This is a genomic window from Symbiobacterium thermophilum IAM 14863, from assembly GCF_000009905.1.
GTDB classification, from domain to species: domain Bacteria; phylum Bacillota; class Sulfobacillia; order Symbiobacteriales; family Symbiobacteriaceae; genus Symbiobacterium; species Symbiobacterium thermophilum.
Genome location: NC_006177.1, coordinates 1871626 through 1887456, shown reverse-complemented (window position 1 = coordinate 1887456; position 15831 = coordinate 1871626). Strand labels below are relative to the sequence as shown.

The window sequence follows — 15831 nt, the reverse complement described above, 5'->3', positions numbered from 1 at the left end:
TCCCCTGCCTGGTGGGATGGCCCGCCGTCGCGCCTTTGCCCTTCCGGGCGCGGCCTGCAACGGGTAAAATGTACTGGATCCTGCCTATTGGCTGTTGTTGGAGGTTTGGCCGTTGAACATCTGGAGTCAACTGATCCCCGACTGCCCGGAACCGATCGCCCGGGCGGCTGACGAGGCCCTGAACCTGGTCCGCCCCGTGTGGAGCCGGGTGGACGAGCTGGTGCTGCGGAACCAGGCCCGGGTGCTCGCCGCCTTTCAGGAGGCCGGTGTGGCCGAGGTGCACTTCGCCGAGTCCACCGGGTACGGGTACAACGACATCGGCCGCGAGAAGCTGGACGAGGTGTTCGCCCGCGCCTTCGGCGCAGAGGCGGGCCTGGTACGGGTGCAGTTCGCCTCGGGCACCCACACCATCGCCACGGGGCTATTCGCCGTCCTGCGCCCGGGCGACCGGCTGATCGCCGCCGCGGGTGCCCCGTACGACACCCTGCAGCAGGTGATCCGGGGAAAGCCCGGCAGCCTCGCGGAATGGGGCGTCGCCTACGAGGAGGTGCCGCTGCGGGCCGACCAGACCGTGGACCTGGAGGCCGTGGCTGAGGCGGTGCGCCGGCCCGACGCCCGCTGCCTCTTCATCCAGCGCTCCCGGGGGTACTCGCTGCGGGCGCCGCTGACCGTCGCCCAGATCGGCGAGATCATCCGTGCGGCCAAGGCGGCCAACCCGGGGATCGTGACCGTGGTGGACAACTGCTACGGCGAGTTCGTGGAGGCGCAGGAGCCGCCGCACGTGGGCGCGGACCTGACCTGCGGCTCCCTGATCAAGAACCCCGGCGGGGGCATCGCCCCCACCGGCGGGTACATCGTCGGTCGGCAGGACCTGGTGGAGCGGGCGGCCGCCCGCCTGTTCGCCCCCGGCATCGGCCCGGAGGTCGGCGCAAACGCCGGGGTCAACCGGCTGCTGTACCAGGGGCTCTTCCTGGCCCCCCACGTCACCGGCGAGGCGCTGAAGGGGGCCCAGTTCACCGCCGCCTTCTTTGCTCACCTGGGCTTTGCCGTGCGACCTTCCTACGACGCGTACCGTTCGGACCTGGTGCAGGCCGTGGAACTGGGGAGGCCGGAGGCGCTCATCGCCTTCTGCCAGGCGGTGCAGCAGGCCAGCCCGGTGGACGCCCACGTGCGCCCGGAGCCGTGGGACATGCCCGGGTACGACGACCCGGTCATCATGGCCGCGGGCACCTTCGTGCAGGGGTCGTCCATTGAACTTTCCGCTGACGGGCCGGTCCGCCCGCCGTACGTCGCATATTTTCAGGGGGGTCTTACGCGGGAGCACGTCATGCTGGCCGCCCTCCGGGCCGCAAGCGATCTGGCGGCCGCCGGAATCCTTACGGTGTAGGGGAGTGGTGTGATGGGCTGGCAGTGGATTGCGTTCGCGATCGCCGTCGTCGTGATGCTGGCGGGCGTGGTCGGCACGCTGATCCCGGCGCTGCCGGGGCTGCCGATCGTGTTCCTGGCGATGCTGGGCTACGCCGTCGTCGACGGCTTTCGCGACATTACGCCCGGTTTCCTGGCCGTGGCCCTGCTGGTCGTGGCGGCGACCCAGGTGGCGGAGCACTACGCGCGCGCCTGGGGAGCCAAGCGTTTCGGCGCCGGCCGTGCCGGTGCATGGGGCGCCGTGATCGGCTCCATCGTCGGGCTGTTCTTCATGCCCCTGGGGCTGCTGCTCGGCCCGTTCCTCGGGGCGCTGCTGTTTGAGCTGGTCGCCGGCCGGTCGGGGAGCGAGGCGGTGAAGGCGGGCTTCGGCGGCCTGGTCGGCGTGCTGGGGTCGGTGGTGGTCAACGTGGTGGTCGCCCTGGGACTCACCGTCGCCTTTGTGGCCAAGGTCCTGATATAGGCCCACCGCAACGAAATGAGCCCTGTGTGAGCCTTGCGCTCGCACAGGGCTTTCCTGCTTTCCTGCTTTCCTGCCTAGCCCATCCGGCGGACCAGGCCGACCACCTTGCCGAGGATCTGGCAGTCCGGCACGATGATCGGGTCCATGAACCGGTTCTCCGGCTGGAGCCGGATGTGGTCCTGTTCCTTGAAGAACCGCTTGACGGTCGCCTCGTCCTCGATGAGGGCGACGACGATGTCGCCGTTGTTGGCGTGCTGCTGGCGGTGGACCAGCACGTAGTCGCCGTCCAGGATACCCGCCTCGATCATCGAGTCGCCCTGGACGGTCAGGAAGAAGAGCTCCGACTCGTCCGCCCGGACGAAGTCCGCCGGCAGTGGGAAGTGGTCCTCGATGGACTCCTGGGCCAGGATCGGCTGGCCGGCGGTGACGCGGCCGACCACGGGCACCGCGATGGTCCGCTTCAGCTGCGTGTGGCTGCCATCCAGCACCTCGATGGCCCGGGGCTTGGTCGGATCCCGGCGGATGTATCCCTTCTCCTCCAGCCGGGTCATGTGGCCGTGGACCGTGGAACTGGAGCTGAGGCCGATGGCCTCGCCGATCTCCCGCACCGACGGCGGGTAGCCCTTGGTGCGGATTTCATCCTTGATGAATTGCAGGATCTGGCGCTGGCGCTCCGTCAAGGGTTCCGGCATGCAGCGACACCCCCTGTAGTGAGGGCGGGAGCCCCTCCCGTCAGAGCTGCCCTACCCCGATGTCCCCCGGCGCGCGGTCCGGTTGGGTAGATTGTACCACATGTCCGCCGGTCTGCAAACGCCTGTTCGAAAAAATGCACGGACGGACTTGACGAGAACATTCATTCGTGGTAGCCTGTACACGAACACAGGTTCCGCTACGGCCAAAGAGCTGTTCGGTCGCGGGGAGGGGTAGCGATGGCAGCGCACAGCGCACAGATCGGGGTACGCAGGGTTCGGAGGCGCACGCCCAAGGCGGTCCGCAGGGCACGGACACTGACCGTCCTGTTCCTGCTGACGGTGGCCGCGGCCGTACTGCTGTGCCCCCGCAGGGTGCAGACGCAAGCCCACGAACCGCCCGCAGGCGTTCACCATACGGTGGCGCCCGGCGACACGCTGTGGGACATCGCCGTCACCTACGGCGGCAACCGCGACGCGCGCGAGGTGGTCTACGAGATCCAGCGCCTCAACGGCCTGCCGTCCGCGGAGATCTACCCGGGCCAGGTGCTGTTTGTCCCGACCGAGTCGCGGTGAGGGGAGGGGCCGGAAATGGGGGTCGTGGTCCAGAGCTTCGACGGCCGCATGCCCGGCGACCTGTATGAACGGCTCGTGCGGCTGCGCCGGCGCCACCGCACGGTGCTGCAGGCCGCGGCGGCCGGCGACTTCTCGAACGAGGCGGAACTGCATGCCCTGAGTCGGCGGCTGGGGCGCATGCTGGCCGAGACGGCGCGCATGCCCGTGGAGCAGCGGGGCGGCCTGCGCATGTTGGAGATCTCCCTGGCGGTCGACCGCATGTTCCCCGAGCTGCGGGCATGGAACCAGCAGGCGGCATTCCGGTACCCGCCCGCGGGCAGGGCCGCCGGCCGCTGACCGGCGTGACGGGCGGCGAGGGGCCATCGCATCGGAAGATATCGGGTCTGCGCCTGAGGGGTGCAGGCCCGCTCTTGTCTGGCAGTTCCGATGGAGGCAGGATTGACCCGAACACGCGATACTTTGTTATAATCAAGCGTACATGGCCCCGGAGGCACAGGTATCCGTGTCCTTTCTGGCAACGACTGTATTCACGGGGTGAGGTGTTCCGCCATGTTCTGTCCGGAGTGCCGGACCAGCCTCCAGCCGGACGCCCGCTACTGTCACCTGTGCGGGTGGGACTCCAAGGCGGCGGCCGCGGCCCGCAGAGCCGCCGAACTGGGCAGGCGTCCCGCCTGGAAGCGCTGGGTCTCCGGCGTGTCGCTTGGGATCATGGCGTTCGTGGTCCTGTTCATGCTTCTGGTGCCCCGCACGGACGCGTATGCGGTGCCCCAGGTGGGGTCGCCGGCGCCTGACTTCGAGATCCCGGCCCTGGACGGGGGCAGCGTGAGGCTGTCGGACCTGCGGGGCCAGCCGGTGATCATCAACTTCTGGGCGACCTGGTGCCCGCCGTGCCGCAAGGAGATGCCCGACTTCCAGGAAGTCTACGACCGCTACAAGGGCGACGGGCTGCAGTTCTACGCCATCAACGTCGGGGAGTCACGCGTGACCGTGCGGGACTTCATGGCGCGCATCGGCGTCGACCTGCCGGTGCTGATCGATGCGGGTGAGGAAGCGCAGTCGGCCTACAACATCCTGCCGATTCCCGCCACGTTCTTCATCGACCGTGAGGGCATCGTGCGTGCGGTGTACCAATACCAGATGTCGCGGGCGCAGATTGAGTTTGAAGTGCAGCGCCTGATGGCCCGCTGACGGGGAGTCGATGCCCATGGCTTCGCCGAACCTGTTCCTCGCTTTCGGCGCAGGGGTGCTCTCGTTCGTGTCGCCCTGCGTGCTGCCGATCTACCCGTCTTTCCTCAGCTACCTGACCGGCGTTTCGGTGGACCAGCTCTCCGAGGGCAGCCGGGCTGTGCGCGCCCATGTGCTGAAGCACAGCCTGGCCTTCTTCGCGGGATTCTCGGTGATCTACGTCGCACTGGGCCTCACCGCCAGCGCACTGGGTTCCTTTTTCTACAGCAGCCGCTCCTGGCTCCCGGTGGTGGGCGGAATCTTCATCGCGCTGATGGGGTTGTCGATGATGGGGATTCTGCGCGTGCCTTTCCTGATGCGGGACACCCGGCGGCAGCTGGCCAGCCGTCCGGAAGGGTACCTCGGCTCGGCGCTGATCGGCCTCACCTTCGCCGCGGGCTGGACGCCCTGCATCGGACCGATCCTGGGCGCCGTGCTCGCCCTGGCGGCCACCAGCCCGGGGTACGGGGGACTGTTGCTGCTGGCGTATTCGGTGGGCTTTGCCCTGCCCTTCATCGGTATGGCGTACGCCCTGGGCTCGGTCCGAAGCCTCGCCCGGCACTCGGTGGCGATTCAGCGGGTGGGCGGCGCCGTGATGGTGTTCATGGGCATCCTGCTCGCGACCGGCGGGCTGGAGCGCATTTCGGCCTGGCTCCTGGAGATCACGGGGTTTACGGGGTTCTGACGGCAACCCTGTCTCGTGTGGCTTGACTGGCAAGGGGGGAGTTTCGCACTGGCCGCAGTACACGCAGCCAACTGTCCGGACTGTCAGCGGCCGCTGCCGGCGGGGGCACACTTCTGCCCGCACTGCGGACGGGCCTTGGGGGACCGGTCCAGGGCGCGGGTGGAGGGGCCGAACCCGTGGGTGGTCCTGCTGGACCGGACGTGGGATTTCTTTGCCTCGACCAAGGTCGCCTCATGGATCATCATCGCCCTGGCGATCGCGTCGATTGCCGGCACGGTGATCGAACAGGAAGGGATGTACCAGGACTGGCGGCCGCCCGAGCTGTACTACCCTGACCGCTACGGGGAGTTCTGGGGCAGCCTCTTCCTCAGGCTCGGCCTGACGCACGCCTACTCCTCGTGGTGGTACGCCGCCCTGGTCATGATGCTGGTCATCAGCCTGGTCATCTGCTCCCTGCACCGGCTCGTGCCGCTGCACCGGCAGCTGACCCGCCCACAGGTGTGGAAGCTGCCCCAGTACCTGCGCAAGCAGCAGGTGGTCCTGGAGGTCCCCGGCGACCTGCAGCAGGCGGAGGAGAGGCTGAAGCGGGCGGGGTACCGGATCTGGCGGGACCGGGAATGCCTCTACGCCGAGAAGGGCCGGCTGAGCCGCTACGGGCCGTACATCCTGCACATCGGCCTGCTGGTGGTCTGCTTCGCCGCCTTCGCCAAGGCCCTTCCGGGCTGGGATGAGGTGCAGGACGTCTGGATTCCGGACGGACAGACGGTGAAGGTTCCGGGGGAGAACTTTGCCATCACGAACCACAAGTTCACGATGGAGCTCTACGAGAACGGCATGCCCTCGCGGTATGCCACCGACGCCTCGATCATCGTGGACGGTGAGGAGGTGCTCCGCCGGACCATCGAGGTGAACAAGCCGCTCAAGTACGGCGGCTGGGAGATCTACCAGGCCTCCTGGCGGGAGGAGCCCGGGGTGGCGCACCTGCGGCTCGTGGAGGCGGACACCGGGAGTGCGGTGGCCACCGTCGCCTTTGACCTGCGGGATCCGTCGCCGGAGTACTCGCTGGAGGGCACGGGGCTGAAGCTGGTGGTCCTCACCTACCTGCACGATTTCGTTCTGGACCCCGAGACCAACCAGCCCACCAACGCCTCCTACGAGGTGCGCAACCCGGTGCTCTTTGCGGAGGTGGCGACCGCGGATGGTTCCGAGATGGTGGGCCGGATCGCCCTGGCCATGGCCGGGGGGTCCGAGGTGGTGTACACCGGTCCGTACTACCTGGAGCTGGACCGGGTCGAGAGCCGCTGGTACACGGCCCTGAAGCTGCACCACGACCGGACCGTGCCCTACATGTACTTCGGGCTCGCGGTCGTGTTCGTGGGCATGGTGATCACCTTCTTCATCTACCACTGGCAGGTCTGGGTCCGTGAGGAGAACGGAGGGATCCTCATCGGCGCCCGGGCGTACAAGAACCGGTTTGCGCTGGCGCGGGAGATCAAGCGAATCTTCGGCGCACCCCAGGGGGAGGGGTTGAACTGACATGACACCGGCTAACCAGTTTCTGCTGGATGCCGCCCAGTGGCTGTTGCTCGGCGCCTTTGCGTCCTACCTTGTCGCGTTCCTGCTGTACGTCTCAGGCACCCTGGGCAGGCGGATTTCCGGGGGCACCCGGTTCACCCGCACGCCCGGCCACGGCACGGTAGCCAACGTCATCGGCGTGGTCCTGCACGGCCTCGCGATCCTGGCCCGGTGGCAGGGATCCGGGTTCTGGCCGACGTCCAACATGTATGAGTTCATCGGGTTCATGGCGTTCTCGAGCATGGTGGCCTTCCTGGTCCTGCACGGGATGTACCGGCTGTATGTGCTCGGCGCGCTGGTGACCCCGGTGACCATTGCGCTGCTGGCCTACTCGTACGTCTTCCCGCCCGAGGTCACGCCCCTGATCCCGGCCTTGCAATCTTACTGGCTGCCGCTGCACGTCAGCCTGGCGGCCCTGGGCGAGGGCTTCTTCGCCGTGGCCTTCGGCGCGGCGCTGCTCTACCTGCTCCGGGTGCGCGGGATGGAGATCGCACAGGCCCGGGCCGTGAGCGAGGCGGCGGCCGGAATGGAGACCGCCGCGCCGATGGCGGGGGCCGCTCCGATGGCTGGGGCCGCGCCGGGCGTCGCCGCGGAGAGCCGCTGGGAGCGCATCTGGGGCGTCCGGCTGTTGGAAATCGTCTTCTATCTCATCCTGGTCCTGCTCGGCTTCACCGTGTTGGCCCTGTTCTTCCGGTACGCCGGCTTCCAGTGGATCTTCAACAACGGCATGACCACCTACCACCTGCCGCCCATCATCGGACCGTACGGCGCCGAGGTGGGGGAGAAGGGGACGATCCTCGGGATTCCGCTGCCCACCGTGGTCGTGCCCTTCGGCTGGCGGGGCAAGCACCTCAACACGCTGCTCTACTCGGTGGTGATCGGCGCTTTCCTGTACGGGTTCATCCGGCGGTTCGTTACCAGGGGCCGCATCGGCGACGCCCTGGCCCTGCGGGTGACCGCAGACCCGGAGTTGCTGGACGAGATCAGCTACCGGGCGGTGGCGATTGGTTATCCGATCTTCACCCTCGGCGGCCTGATCTTCGCCATGATGTGGGCCAAGGAGGCCTGGGGCCGCTACTGGATGTGGGACCCCAAGGAGACCTGGGCGTTCATCGCCTGGCTCGTGTACTCCGCCTACCTGCACTTCCGGATCACCCACGGGTGGGAGGGGCGCCGTTCCGCCTGGCTGGCCGTGCTGGGCTTCGGCGTCATCCTGTTCACCCTGGTGGGCGTCAACCTGCTGATCGTCGGCCTGCACTCCTACGCCGGCGGCGATCTGTGACCACCGAACGCAGAACGGGACCCGCCCTTCATGGGGCGGGTCCCCTGCCGTATCAGCGGGGATGCAACACGATCTCCTGCTGCACGACTGACGCCCGTGCGTAGGCGTCCTGCAGCTCCGCATCGATGCGGTAGGGCCGGTCCGGCAGGATCCGGGCCGCCCAGCGCAGGACGATGCGATCCTCCGTGAACGGCCACGGGTCCACCGAGAACCCGGCGTCCGATCCCTGCAGGTAAAACGTGATATCCGCCCCGCCGGGCGCGCGGGGCACGGTACACAGGAGGGTGTCCGGCGTGTCCCCGGGGCTGAACATGCAACTGTAGAGCGAAAGCATGTCCCACAGCTGGAACCAGCGGTAGTGGGTCCACAGCACCGCGGGATCGGGACGGAGCGCGGCCGTCAGTTCCTCCTGTACGGCGTCCTGTTCGGCCAGGAAGCGGTCCACGGCTTCGCGCCACTGGGGGGCTACCGGCCGCTGGGCGATGTGGGGCAGGTGGCCATACCGGTTGCGGTAGAGGCCGGCGCTGTGCAGCGAGGTGAGGAGGCCGGCGTATGGGTCCGCCTGCCGGGCCCGGCGCACCGTCCGGGTATGGGCGGCCACGTGCACGTCCTGGGGGATGTCCAGAAAGGAGTAGGGTCTCCCGGTGTCGGGGTTGACCTGTGGGGAGGCGTCCACCTCGGCCCAGCCGGCATCGTGCAGCGCGACCGCCAGCTTCACCGCATCGGCGGGCTCCACCGGTGCGCAGACGCCGCCCCACCATCCGACCAGTTCGGCCGCCATCCTCGCATGTTCCGTCTGCTCGGTGAGACAGAGCTGCCCGCATTCCGCCCGCACGATCATCGTCGCATACCTCGCTTTCGTTATGCAAAGACTAGCGCCGGAGCGCGGCCGCCGCCAGGCGGCAGGCATAGGTGGATTTCGGCGGTGGGGCTGCCCTTCCCTGTTGGCGAGGGTGGCGTACAGGAGGAGGATTCAGGCATGACGGTTCACGGCGACCTGGAACGCGCCATCGCCATGGCGCAGGCAGCCAGGGGCAACTACCTGTTGTTCGCCACACAGTCGGAGGACGAGAAGGCGCACCAGGTCTTCAAGCAGATGGCGGAGGACATGGAGCGGCACGTGATGATCCTGGAGTCACGGCTGCAGTACCTGGAGCAGTACAACGCGCTCGTGCAGCATTCCCGCGGCCAGCAGCAGGGGCAGGACCAGGGCAGCGGCCAGGGGCAGCGAAAGGCCCAGGGTCAGGGGCAGACCCACGGACAGGGGCCGGGGCTGCACCAGGCTCAGGGCGCCAACCAGCCCCCGGGGCAGGGTTCCGGGCAAGGGCAGGGCCAGGGAGCGGATCAGCGGGAGGGTCCGCAGGGCATGGGCTGGCAGTTCCCGCGGATGGATGGGCAGGGCGGCGGCCAGCAGGCCCAGGGGCAACGGCAGGACGGCCAGCAGCAGGCCCAACAGGACGTCCCCCAGCAGCAGGTCGGCGGACACGGCGGCGCCCCGCACGGACAGGGCGGCCCGTGGCAAGGGGGCACCGGTCAGAGTGGAACCGGCCAGGGCCGCTGGGTGCAGCAGGCACAGGGAGGCGGAGAGAATCCCGCCGGCGACGGGCAGGCGGGTGGGTCCGGGCAATTCAGCCAGGCCGGGCAACCCGACCCGTCGGCGGGTGCTGGCACCGACCAGCAGATGGCGAGCCAGTGCGGACAGCCGCAGAGCGACAGACAGCAGGGGCAACAGCAGTCGGGCCAGGACGGACAGCCCTGGCAACAGCAGGGACAGCCATCGCAGGGTGCTGAGCCCTGGCAGCAGCAGGCCTAGGGTGAAGGCGCCCTGCGGGCCGGGGCGCGGCGGCGGGAGGAGGCGGGGGGCAGGCCGGCGAACTGTAACGCTCGTGGCGCGGGCCATCATGGCGCCGCAGATGGGAGCGAAGAGAGGGCCGACGAGCGTTGCACACACCGCAGCAAGACGAAGAGCGCGAGCGCAGGCGGTCGGCGGAGGTGGCCGACCGCCTGTTGGACTGGTACTCGGCGAGCGCGCGCGACCTGCCGTGGCGCCGGACCCGGGATCCTTACCACATCTGGGTCTCCGAGATCATGCTGCAGCAGACCCGGGTGGAGACGGTGATCCCCTATTACGAACGGTGGATGGCCCGGTTTCCCACCCTCGAGGCTCTGGCGGACGCGCCGGAGGAGCAGGTGCTGAAGGCCTGGGAAGGGCTGGGCTATTATTCACGCGCGCGCAACCTGCACGCGGCCGCGCGGGAGGTTGTGGCACGGTACGGCGGCACGGTCCCCGACGATCCCGACGCCGTGGCGTCGCTGAAGGGGATCGGGCCGTACACCGCCGGGGCGATCCTCTCCATCGCCTTCAACCGGCCGGTGCCTGCGGTGGACGGGAACGTGCTGCGCGTCATCGCGCGGCTCTATGCCATCGTGGACGACATCGCACAGCTGGCGACCCGCAGGACGATCGAGGAGCTGGTGCGGGCCATGATCCCGCAGGATCGGCCCGGCGACTTCAACCAGGCCCTGATGGATCTCGGTGCGACGATCTGCACGCCACGCCGCCCCCGGTGCCTGCTGTGCCCCGTGCGGGACCTCTGTGAGGGGCGCAGGGCCGGAAGGGAGACCGAGCTTCCCGTGAAGGGACGGGCGAAGGCCCCCAGGCTGGTGGAGCGCGCGGCCGCGGTGATCGAACGGGAAGGCCGGCTTCTCATCGTGCGGCGGCCGCAGGAGGGGCTGCTGGCCGGGCTGTGGGAGCTGCCCGGCGGCGATGTGCCTCCGGGCGTGGGCCCTGAAGAGGCGCTTCAGACGCTCCTGCGGAATGCCCTGGGCGCGGAGGTGGCGGTGGGGGAGCACCTGGCCGATGTCACCCACGTCTTCTCGCACCTGGTGTGGCACCTGCGCTGCTTCCGGGCGGAGGTGGTGCCGGGGACGGAGGTGGCGGAGCGGGCCGATGTGCGATGGGTGAAGGTGGACGCGCTGGGCGCCTACCCGTTCCCTGCGATTTACCACAAGGTCTTTGAGCGGGTACTCCCACACACGGCGCACGGAGGCGGCGGACGGACCCGGAGGAATGCGCAGGATCGGGGGTAGCCCCCCGGCTGTCGGCTTCTTCTGGGGGGAGCTCTGTGAGGCCCGTTGTCGCTGCCACAAGTGCGGCAACGTCCACTGAGACCAACGCCGACGAGTTGTCACTATTGTCTGATCTTAGTAAATCTCTATCATCATGCGGTCGACCAGGAGGACCGCGCCTTTCCACCGCGCATCAGGACCGAGCCGCCAAAGGGCACCCATGCCGCCACAGAACGGACCACGGCGTCTGCAGACGGCGCCGGTGCATGAACGGCGCACGACGAACGTAGGAATGAACGGAGTGGACATCCAGTCGGGGCAGACCGGAGGTGGCAGGCGTGAGCGACGAGGTGAAGCGGCTTCTGGGTGACACCGTCCAGGCAGGGCAGCGGATCCTGATCGACCCGTCTGAGGATGAGCTGCGGGCCGCAGCGGAACGGCTGCGCAAGGAAGGGAAGCTGTACTGCACGCGATGCCGAAAGCAGATTCAGGACGATCGGTTCATCACGCGGCGGATCAGCTTCGGCCCGCGGCTTCAGGCGGTGGTGAATCTGCACCCGGAATGTGACGACCAGGAGAGCGCACAGCCCCGGGAGCGGGCGGCGGGATCGCCTGCAGGAGCTCGGCCGGAAGACGGCGGCGGGGATGTCTGGGCGAGGACCGCGGGGGAGAAATGAAAGGTCACCAAAGGCCGGACGCACGCCCGGGGTAGGGGAGGCGTCCGGCCATATGCATGGGGGCAGGTCGACGGAAACACAACGTCCGATAATATATGTTATGTCAAGGAACGTCGTTGGGATAACTAGAAAGACACATATTTTATGCTGCGACACTTCCAGTTCCATGAGTCCCTGAGCCAGCACCCGAACTCCTTCCCGGAGGAAATCCACGTCGTCCACACCGGACTTGCGCAGAAGCTCCTCCAATGCGATCCTAAAGTTGGTCACCGGCGGGTTCCCCCTTTGCGATGTATTGCTCCTACTTCGCATGGAACCCAAAGGTGGCCACTTATGTCAAGCAGCCCCTCCCACCGGAAGGTCCGGGGAATTTACACCACTACTTTGGACTCTAACTCCCGTTTCTACGGATGGCACCTTGATTGGAATCGATCTGGCCACGGGTGAGATCGTTTTTGTACACGATCCTTTTGCAGAGTATCCCTACATTGGATCTGCGTACGTGCATAATCCAAGCATATCCGGCTGTAGCACCCACGAAAAATACTGGAGAAAGGTTGTTTATGGTACGCCGTGTAGCTGAATTCTGCAGTGAAGGGGCAGGAGTTTCTCCTGCCCCTCTTGCGCGAGCCGAGTGCGATACTCTATTTACTTGATAACGTCTTGAGGAGGGTGCAAAGAAAGCGATGTACTATACCATGAGGTGGTACGTCGATGGATCAGATGTTCCATCAGTTTTAAGCGCAGCGGTCAACGCCCTAAAAAGATACGGAGCCATTCTGACCGAAGAGGCGCATTACCCGGCAGGGCTTGGATTTGATTTCCCTTTTGCACTTCGGGATGACTCCATACTCGTCCCACCATATCTCACTTTGTGGGTACGCCAGCGCGACACTCCCCCCTATTATATCTGCGTCGACCTAGATTGCGCTATTGGCGTCCTGTGGGAAGGGGACTATGGTCGCCGCAACATGCAGTCTCTAGTGACGCTCGGCGATGCGATCTACACCAGCATCTCTCCCATCTTTGGTGTGGGAAATGACGAGACCTATAACAGCCTAACCCTTGAGGATTTCTTGGAAACCCGTATTCCTGTAGGCGCTCAGTTCGTCTATGTGGGCGCCGGACTCGTTCATACCGTAAACTGGGAAGCGCTCAAGGGGAGAAGGTTTGCTAGAGTCAGCTTGCCTGATGGGGGCGTTCGTGTCGAAAACCCTGGACCACCGTCAGTTCCGCCGCTGGATTTGCGAGTCTAAAGGGCAACTCCGAAAAGCACTGGATGTGATCTTTCCACCGAACCTTCAGCTTAAGACTCCCCCAAACGATTGAAAGACGTCCAAAAACATTCCATAGCGCTTTGCAAGACCTAATCGTATGGAGCCGGGCGAAAAACGCCCGTTAGCGTCCCAACGCGTGGTGTAAATTCCGTGGACCGATAATAAATCGGCCACTTGGAAACCCTTAGCGTGATCAGTCCCAAGATCAATCCGCTGAGGAGGTATGTTCCAAGTGGCCATTAGCAGGATGTCCCTTTTGGATCTAAATCCGCCGTGCCAGGTCGGTTTTCCAGAACTCCAGCGCCGCTTTCCGATAAGGCCCCTGCGCCCGCACTTCTTCCCCCTCCGGCGTGCTCCGCCGGTTGGGAGCGCACAGGAAGTGCCCGCAACACACATCCGCCCAGAACTTGTACAGGTTCTCGCTGTCGTAGGCGCTATCTCCCACCCCGTAGGTCAACTCGGCCTTTTGCTTCTGGTCCGCCAGCTTGACCACCTCAGCAAAGAGCGGGACTGCAGGCCTCATCTCATGGACGGCGGCCGGGGTGACCCGGAAGGCCAACGGGAAACCGGTCCGGCTGATGACCAGGTGCAACTTGTAGCCAAAGAACTTTCCCTTCGAGGTCGCTCCCCAGGTTGCGTCCGGGTCCTTCCTCCGGAGGGGTACGGGTAAGTCCGTCATGTCGATGGTCAAGACCCGAAGGTCTCCTTGCCGCAGGGAGCGCCGGCGCAGCTTGCGCCAGAGGCGGGTCCGCAGCCGCCGGACGTCATCGCCGTGCAGGCGGCGGCAGACCACAGACAGATGCGGCACCTGCTCCCAGCCAAGGGCCTTACGGAGCCATGCTCCCGCTTCCTGTTCCGCATAGTTGAGCGTTTTGCGCAGCGACCAGCCCAGCAAATCCGCTGCGATTCGGAACAGGAGCAGCGAGGGGGTCGAGTACAAGCGCGGGCGCCCGGTCTTGGGTTGGTTCCTCGGCTTGCGGCCCCGCCGTTCGGCAGCAACTTCGTCCAGGAGGCGATGCAAGTGCTGGAGAATCAGGGCCACGGCGTGGTACACTGGTCTTGCCACCATCCCCGCGGTTTTGGTTGTTTTGGCGGCTAATCCAACCAATTCGCGGGATATGGTGGCTTTCCTGTTCTATGCTCCAGGTTTCGCTGGCTTACGGGGATTTCGCAACACCCCCGTCGTTGGGATAACGTGTACACCCTGGGTGTTTGCCGTGGTTTCAGCCGACTGATGATATTCGAGGTCTTGCTGGACGTTTTTCCCGCACCATACTACGTAGTATCATCACTTCGATCAACGCGTGCCGGTTCCATATTCGGCTTGCTCAGTTCCGGTGCAGGTGAGCTCTCCTAGTGGGCCGCACCAGGGCTTTGATATACCTGTCTAGCACCACCATGCACTCCCCGAGCTTTCAGGCAGGGAGCGTTTCAAGCTATCTAAAATATAAGTATATACTGTGCGGTCGATGCCCTTGAAGGCACAGATAAACAGACAAGAAGAGGCCGGAGACCGCAACCGTTGACCTCTGCTCACATGGCTAGTGGACAAACCCTTGCCCCAGGGCGCTACAGTCAGGAGGGTTCCTTATTTCCCCCACGAAGCTCAGACCCAAACCACAGACCGTCTACTACCTCTGGACAGGATTGCTTGCCTTCGGATTCGCCACCGTCTTCACCCTTCTTCCCGTGTACTACATTAACGAGGCCGAGTTAACCCCATTTCAGTTAGTATTGGTTGGAACCGTACTGGAATCCACTGTGTTCATCTTTGAAGTTCCCACCGGTGTGGTAGCCGACGTCTACAGCCGGCGCCTGTCCGTGATTATTGGCACCCTCCTCCTCGGTATCGGGCTTGCGATCGAGGGGGCCATTCCCGCTGTGGTCGCCATCTTCATCGGTGAGGTGATCCGCGGGATCGGTCACACGTTCACCAGCGGTGCCATGGAGGCCTGGCTGGCCAGCGAGATCGGCGCAGAGACGGTGGGCAACGTGTACCTACGCGGAAACCAGGTGGAGCAAGGCGCGTCTCTCCTCGGGATTGCAACCAGCGTAGCGCTGGCGCGATGGGGGCTTCACGCCCCCATTCTTGCCGGTGCCCTGATCATCCTGGCCGCCGGGATCTTTCTGATCCTCGCGATGCGCGAGACCTCTTTTGTCCCCGCCGCTCGGATGGAACGGGGCTCGTGGAAGGCGACCCTGGACACCGCGCGCGAGGGGATCCGCACCATCCGCCGGAGTCCGCTCCTGGTCACCTTCGTGCTCATTGCCCTCTTTGTCGGCATGTCCGGTGAAGGCTACGACCGCTTGTGGGAGGCTCACCTGCTGGAGAACATCCCCTTCCCTTCACTGTTTGATCTCCGGGCAACCACCTGGTTCGGGATCATCGCCGGCCTCTCATCGGTGCTCTCGATCGTCGTGACGGAGACGGTCCATCGGCGGCTGGACCAGTCCCACGAACGTTCCGTGGCGCTCTTCCTGGTCCTGTGCACCGCCGCCCAGGCCGCGGCGGTGTTGGGGTTTGCCTGGAGCGGCCAGTTCTTCCTGGCTGTAGCCTGCCACCTGGTCGCCTCTCTCTGCAAGGGAATCGCGGCTCCCCTGCGCAACAGCTGGCTCGTCCGTTCCGTCGATCCCCAGGTTCGGGCAACGGTGATCTCGACCGTCGGCCAGGCCGATGCGATCGGCCAGACGGCCTTTGGCCCGGTGATCGGTTGGATCGGGTCGGTGCGCGGGCTGCGAATCGCGTTGAGCGTTGCGGGGATCGCGTTGTCCCCGTTGGTTCCCCTGTTCATACGGGCCGCCCGTGTAGCAAGGCACAAGCCGGCCACCGCTGCGTTCGAATGAGGCCTCCGGCGTGCGTCGCGCTGCATCGCGCACCCGCTGCGGGCGCAC

Annotated in this window: 16 protein-coding genes and 2 pseudogenes; 14 read left to right on the top strand and 4 right to left on the bottom strand. The window is 65.9% G+C overall.

The window, feature by feature from the left end:
• The first annotated feature begins 112 nt into the window (after positions 1–112).
• On the top strand, positions 113–1387 hold the full coding sequence (locus STH_RS08750) for an aminotransferase class I/II-fold pyridoxal phosphate-dependent enzyme (RefSeq protein ID WP_011195866.1): 1275 nt from the start codon (positions 113–115) through the stop codon (positions 1385–1387).
• A 12-nt stretch (positions 1388–1399) separates the two neighbouring features.
• Entirely contained in the window at positions 1400–1885 is a 486-nt protein-coding gene (locus tag STH_RS08745; RefSeq protein ID WP_043713831.1) for a DUF456 family protein, read from the top strand.
• A gap of 74 nt (positions 1886–1959) precedes the next feature.
• On the opposite strand, the gene lexA is transcribed toward STH_RS08745, so the two are convergent.
• Complete coding sequence (gene lexA, locus STH_RS08740) at positions 1960–2577, bottom strand: transcriptional repressor LexA (protein WP_011195864.1); 618 nt, start codon at positions 2575–2577, stop codon at positions 1960–1962.
• Positions 2578–2814: 237 nt separating this feature from the next.
• Here lexA and STH_RS08735 point away from each other — a divergent pair, with 237 nt between their 5' ends.
• From STH_RS08735 to ccsA, 7 genes and pseudogenes are all read left to right on the top strand, one after another.
• Positions 2815–3150, top strand: coding sequence for a LysM peptidoglycan-binding domain-containing protein (locus STH_RS08735; protein ID WP_011195863.1), 336 nt, complete (start codon positions 2815–2817; stop codon positions 3148–3150).
• 15 nt (positions 3151–3165) lie between these two features.
• Complete coding sequence (locus STH_RS08730; protein WP_011195862.1) at positions 3166–3486, top strand: hypothetical protein; 321 nt, start codon at positions 3166–3168, stop codon at positions 3484–3486.
• A gap of 213 nt (positions 3487–3699) precedes the next feature.
• The gene (locus STH_RS08725) at positions 3700–4338 is read left to right on the top strand and encodes a redoxin domain-containing protein (RefSeq protein ID WP_011195861.1); all 639 of its coding nucleotides are present in this window, start codon (positions 3700–3702) and stop codon (positions 4336–4338) included.
• Between the two features lie 16 nt (positions 4339–4354).
• Entirely contained in the window at positions 4355–5059 is a 705-nt protein-coding gene (locus tag STH_RS08720; protein ID WP_011195860.1) for a cytochrome c biogenesis CcdA family protein, read from the top strand.
• A gap of 15 nt (positions 5060–5074) precedes the next feature.
• A pseudogene (locus STH_RS19940) lies at positions 5075–5191 on the top strand (zinc-ribbon domain-containing protein); the annotation flags it as partial.
• 48 nt (positions 5192–5239) lie between these two features.
• On the top strand, positions 5240–6595 hold the full coding sequence (resB, locus tag STH_RS08715; RefSeq protein ID WP_043713830.1) for a cytochrome c biogenesis protein ResB: 1356 nt from the start codon (positions 5240–5242) through the stop codon (positions 6593–6595).
• 1 nt (position 6596) lies between these two features.
• Positions 6597–7916 (top strand): cytochrome c biogenesis protein CcsA, encoded by a 1320-nt coding sequence (gene ccsA / locus STH_RS08710; RefSeq protein WP_011195858.1) that lies wholly within the window; start codon positions 6597–6599, stop codon positions 7914–7916.
• Between the two features lie 52 nt (positions 7917–7968).
• On the opposite strand, the gene STH_RS08705 is transcribed toward ccsA, so the two are convergent.
• Entirely contained in the window at positions 7969–8757 is a 789-nt protein-coding gene (locus STH_RS08705; protein WP_011195857.1) for a DUF3891 family protein, read from the bottom strand.
• 138 nt (positions 8758–8895) lie between these two features.
• Between STH_RS08705 and STH_RS19700 the strand changes: the two genes are divergently transcribed.
• The 3 genes from STH_RS19700 (at position 8896) to STH_RS18775 (ending at position 11662) form a co-directional block, all read left to right on the top strand.
• Positions 8896–9729 carry a DUF1657 domain-containing protein gene (locus STH_RS19700; protein WP_050742193.1) on the top strand — a complete coding sequence of 278 codons (834 nt, stop codon included), beginning with the start codon at positions 8896–8898 and terminating at the stop codon, positions 9727–9729.
• 179 nt (positions 9730–9908) lie between these two features.
• Positions 9909–11006, top strand: coding sequence for an A/G-specific adenine glycosylase (gene mutY, locus STH_RS08695; RefSeq protein ID WP_011195855.1), 1098 nt, complete (start codon positions 9909–9911; stop codon positions 11004–11006).
• Between the two features lie 317 nt (positions 11007–11323).
• Positions 11324–11662 carry a hypothetical protein gene (locus STH_RS18775; protein ID WP_043713829.1) on the top strand — a complete coding sequence of 113 codons (339 nt, stop codon included), beginning with the start codon at positions 11324–11326 and terminating at the stop codon, positions 11660–11662.
• Positions 11663–11809: 147 nt separating this feature from the next.
• Here the strand turns inward: STH_RS18775 and STH_RS19935 are convergent.
• Positions 11810–11932, bottom strand: a pseudogene (locus tag STH_RS19935) (IS256 family transposase); the annotation flags it as partial.
• Between the two features lie 416 nt (positions 11933–12348).
• Between STH_RS19935 and STH_RS18390 the strand changes: the two are divergent.
• Positions 12349–12918, top strand: a complete 570-nt coding sequence (locus tag STH_RS18390; RefSeq protein ID WP_148205534.1) for a hypothetical protein — start codon at positions 12349–12351, stop codon at positions 12916–12918.
• Between the two features lie 283 nt (positions 12919–13201).
• Here the strand turns inward: STH_RS18390 and STH_RS08685 are convergent, their stop codons facing one another.
• Positions 13202–14008 (bottom strand): transposase, encoded by an 807-nt coding sequence (locus STH_RS08685; protein WP_242654525.1) that lies wholly within the window; start codon positions 14006–14008, stop codon positions 13202–13204.
• Positions 14009–14586: 578 nt separating this feature from the next.
• Between STH_RS08685 and STH_RS08680 the strand changes: the two genes are divergently transcribed.
• Positions 14587–15783, top strand: coding sequence for an MFS transporter (locus STH_RS08680; RefSeq protein ID WP_011195852.1), 1197 nt, complete (start codon positions 14587–14589; stop codon positions 15781–15783).
• Positions 15784–15831 lie beyond the last annotated feature (48 nt).

What these genes read in the sequence shown, in the direction of transcription:
- STH_RS08705 (WP_011195857.1), bottom strand. Translation starts at nt 8,757, where the DNA reads ATGATCGTGCGGGCGGAATGCGGGCAGCTCTGTCTCACCGAGCAGACG.
- STH_RS19700 (WP_050742193.1), top strand. Translation starts at nt 8,896, where the DNA reads ATGACGGTTCACGGCGACCTGGAACGCGCCATCGCCATGGCGCAGGCA.
- STH_RS08730 (WP_011195862.1), top strand. Translation starts at nt 3,166, where the DNA reads ATGGGGGTCGTGGTCCAGAGCTTCGACGGCCGCATGCCCGGCGACCTG.
- STH_RS08725 (WP_011195861.1), top strand. Translation starts at nt 3,700, where the DNA reads ATGTTCTGTCCGGAGTGCCGGACCAGCCTCCAGCCGGACGCCCGCTAC.
- lexA (WP_011195864.1), bottom strand. Translation starts at nt 2,577, where the DNA reads ATGCCGGAACCCTTGACGGAGCGCCAGCGCCAGATCCTGCAATTCATC.
- STH_RS18390 (WP_148205534.1), top strand. Translation starts at nt 12,349, where the DNA reads ATGTACTATACCATGAGGTGGTACGTCGATGGATCAGATGTTCCATCA.
- ccsA (WP_011195858.1), top strand. Translation starts at nt 6,597, where the DNA reads ATGACACCGGCTAACCAGTTTCTGCTGGATGCCGCCCAGTGGCTGTTG.
- STH_RS08685 (WP_242654525.1), bottom strand. Translation starts at nt 14,008, where the DNA reads ATGGTGGCAAGACCAGTGTACCACGCCGTGGCCCTGATTCTCCAGCAC.
- STH_RS08720 (WP_011195860.1), top strand. Translation starts at nt 4,355, where the DNA reads ATGGCTTCGCCGAACCTGTTCCTCGCTTTCGGCGCAGGGGTGCTCTCG.
- STH_RS08745 (WP_043713831.1), top strand. Translation starts at nt 1,400, where the DNA reads ATGGGCTGGCAGTGGATTGCGTTCGCGATCGCCGTCGTCGTGATGCTG.
- STH_RS08735 (WP_011195863.1), top strand. Translation starts at nt 2,815, where the DNA reads ATGGCAGCGCACAGCGCACAGATCGGGGTACGCAGGGTTCGGAGGCGC.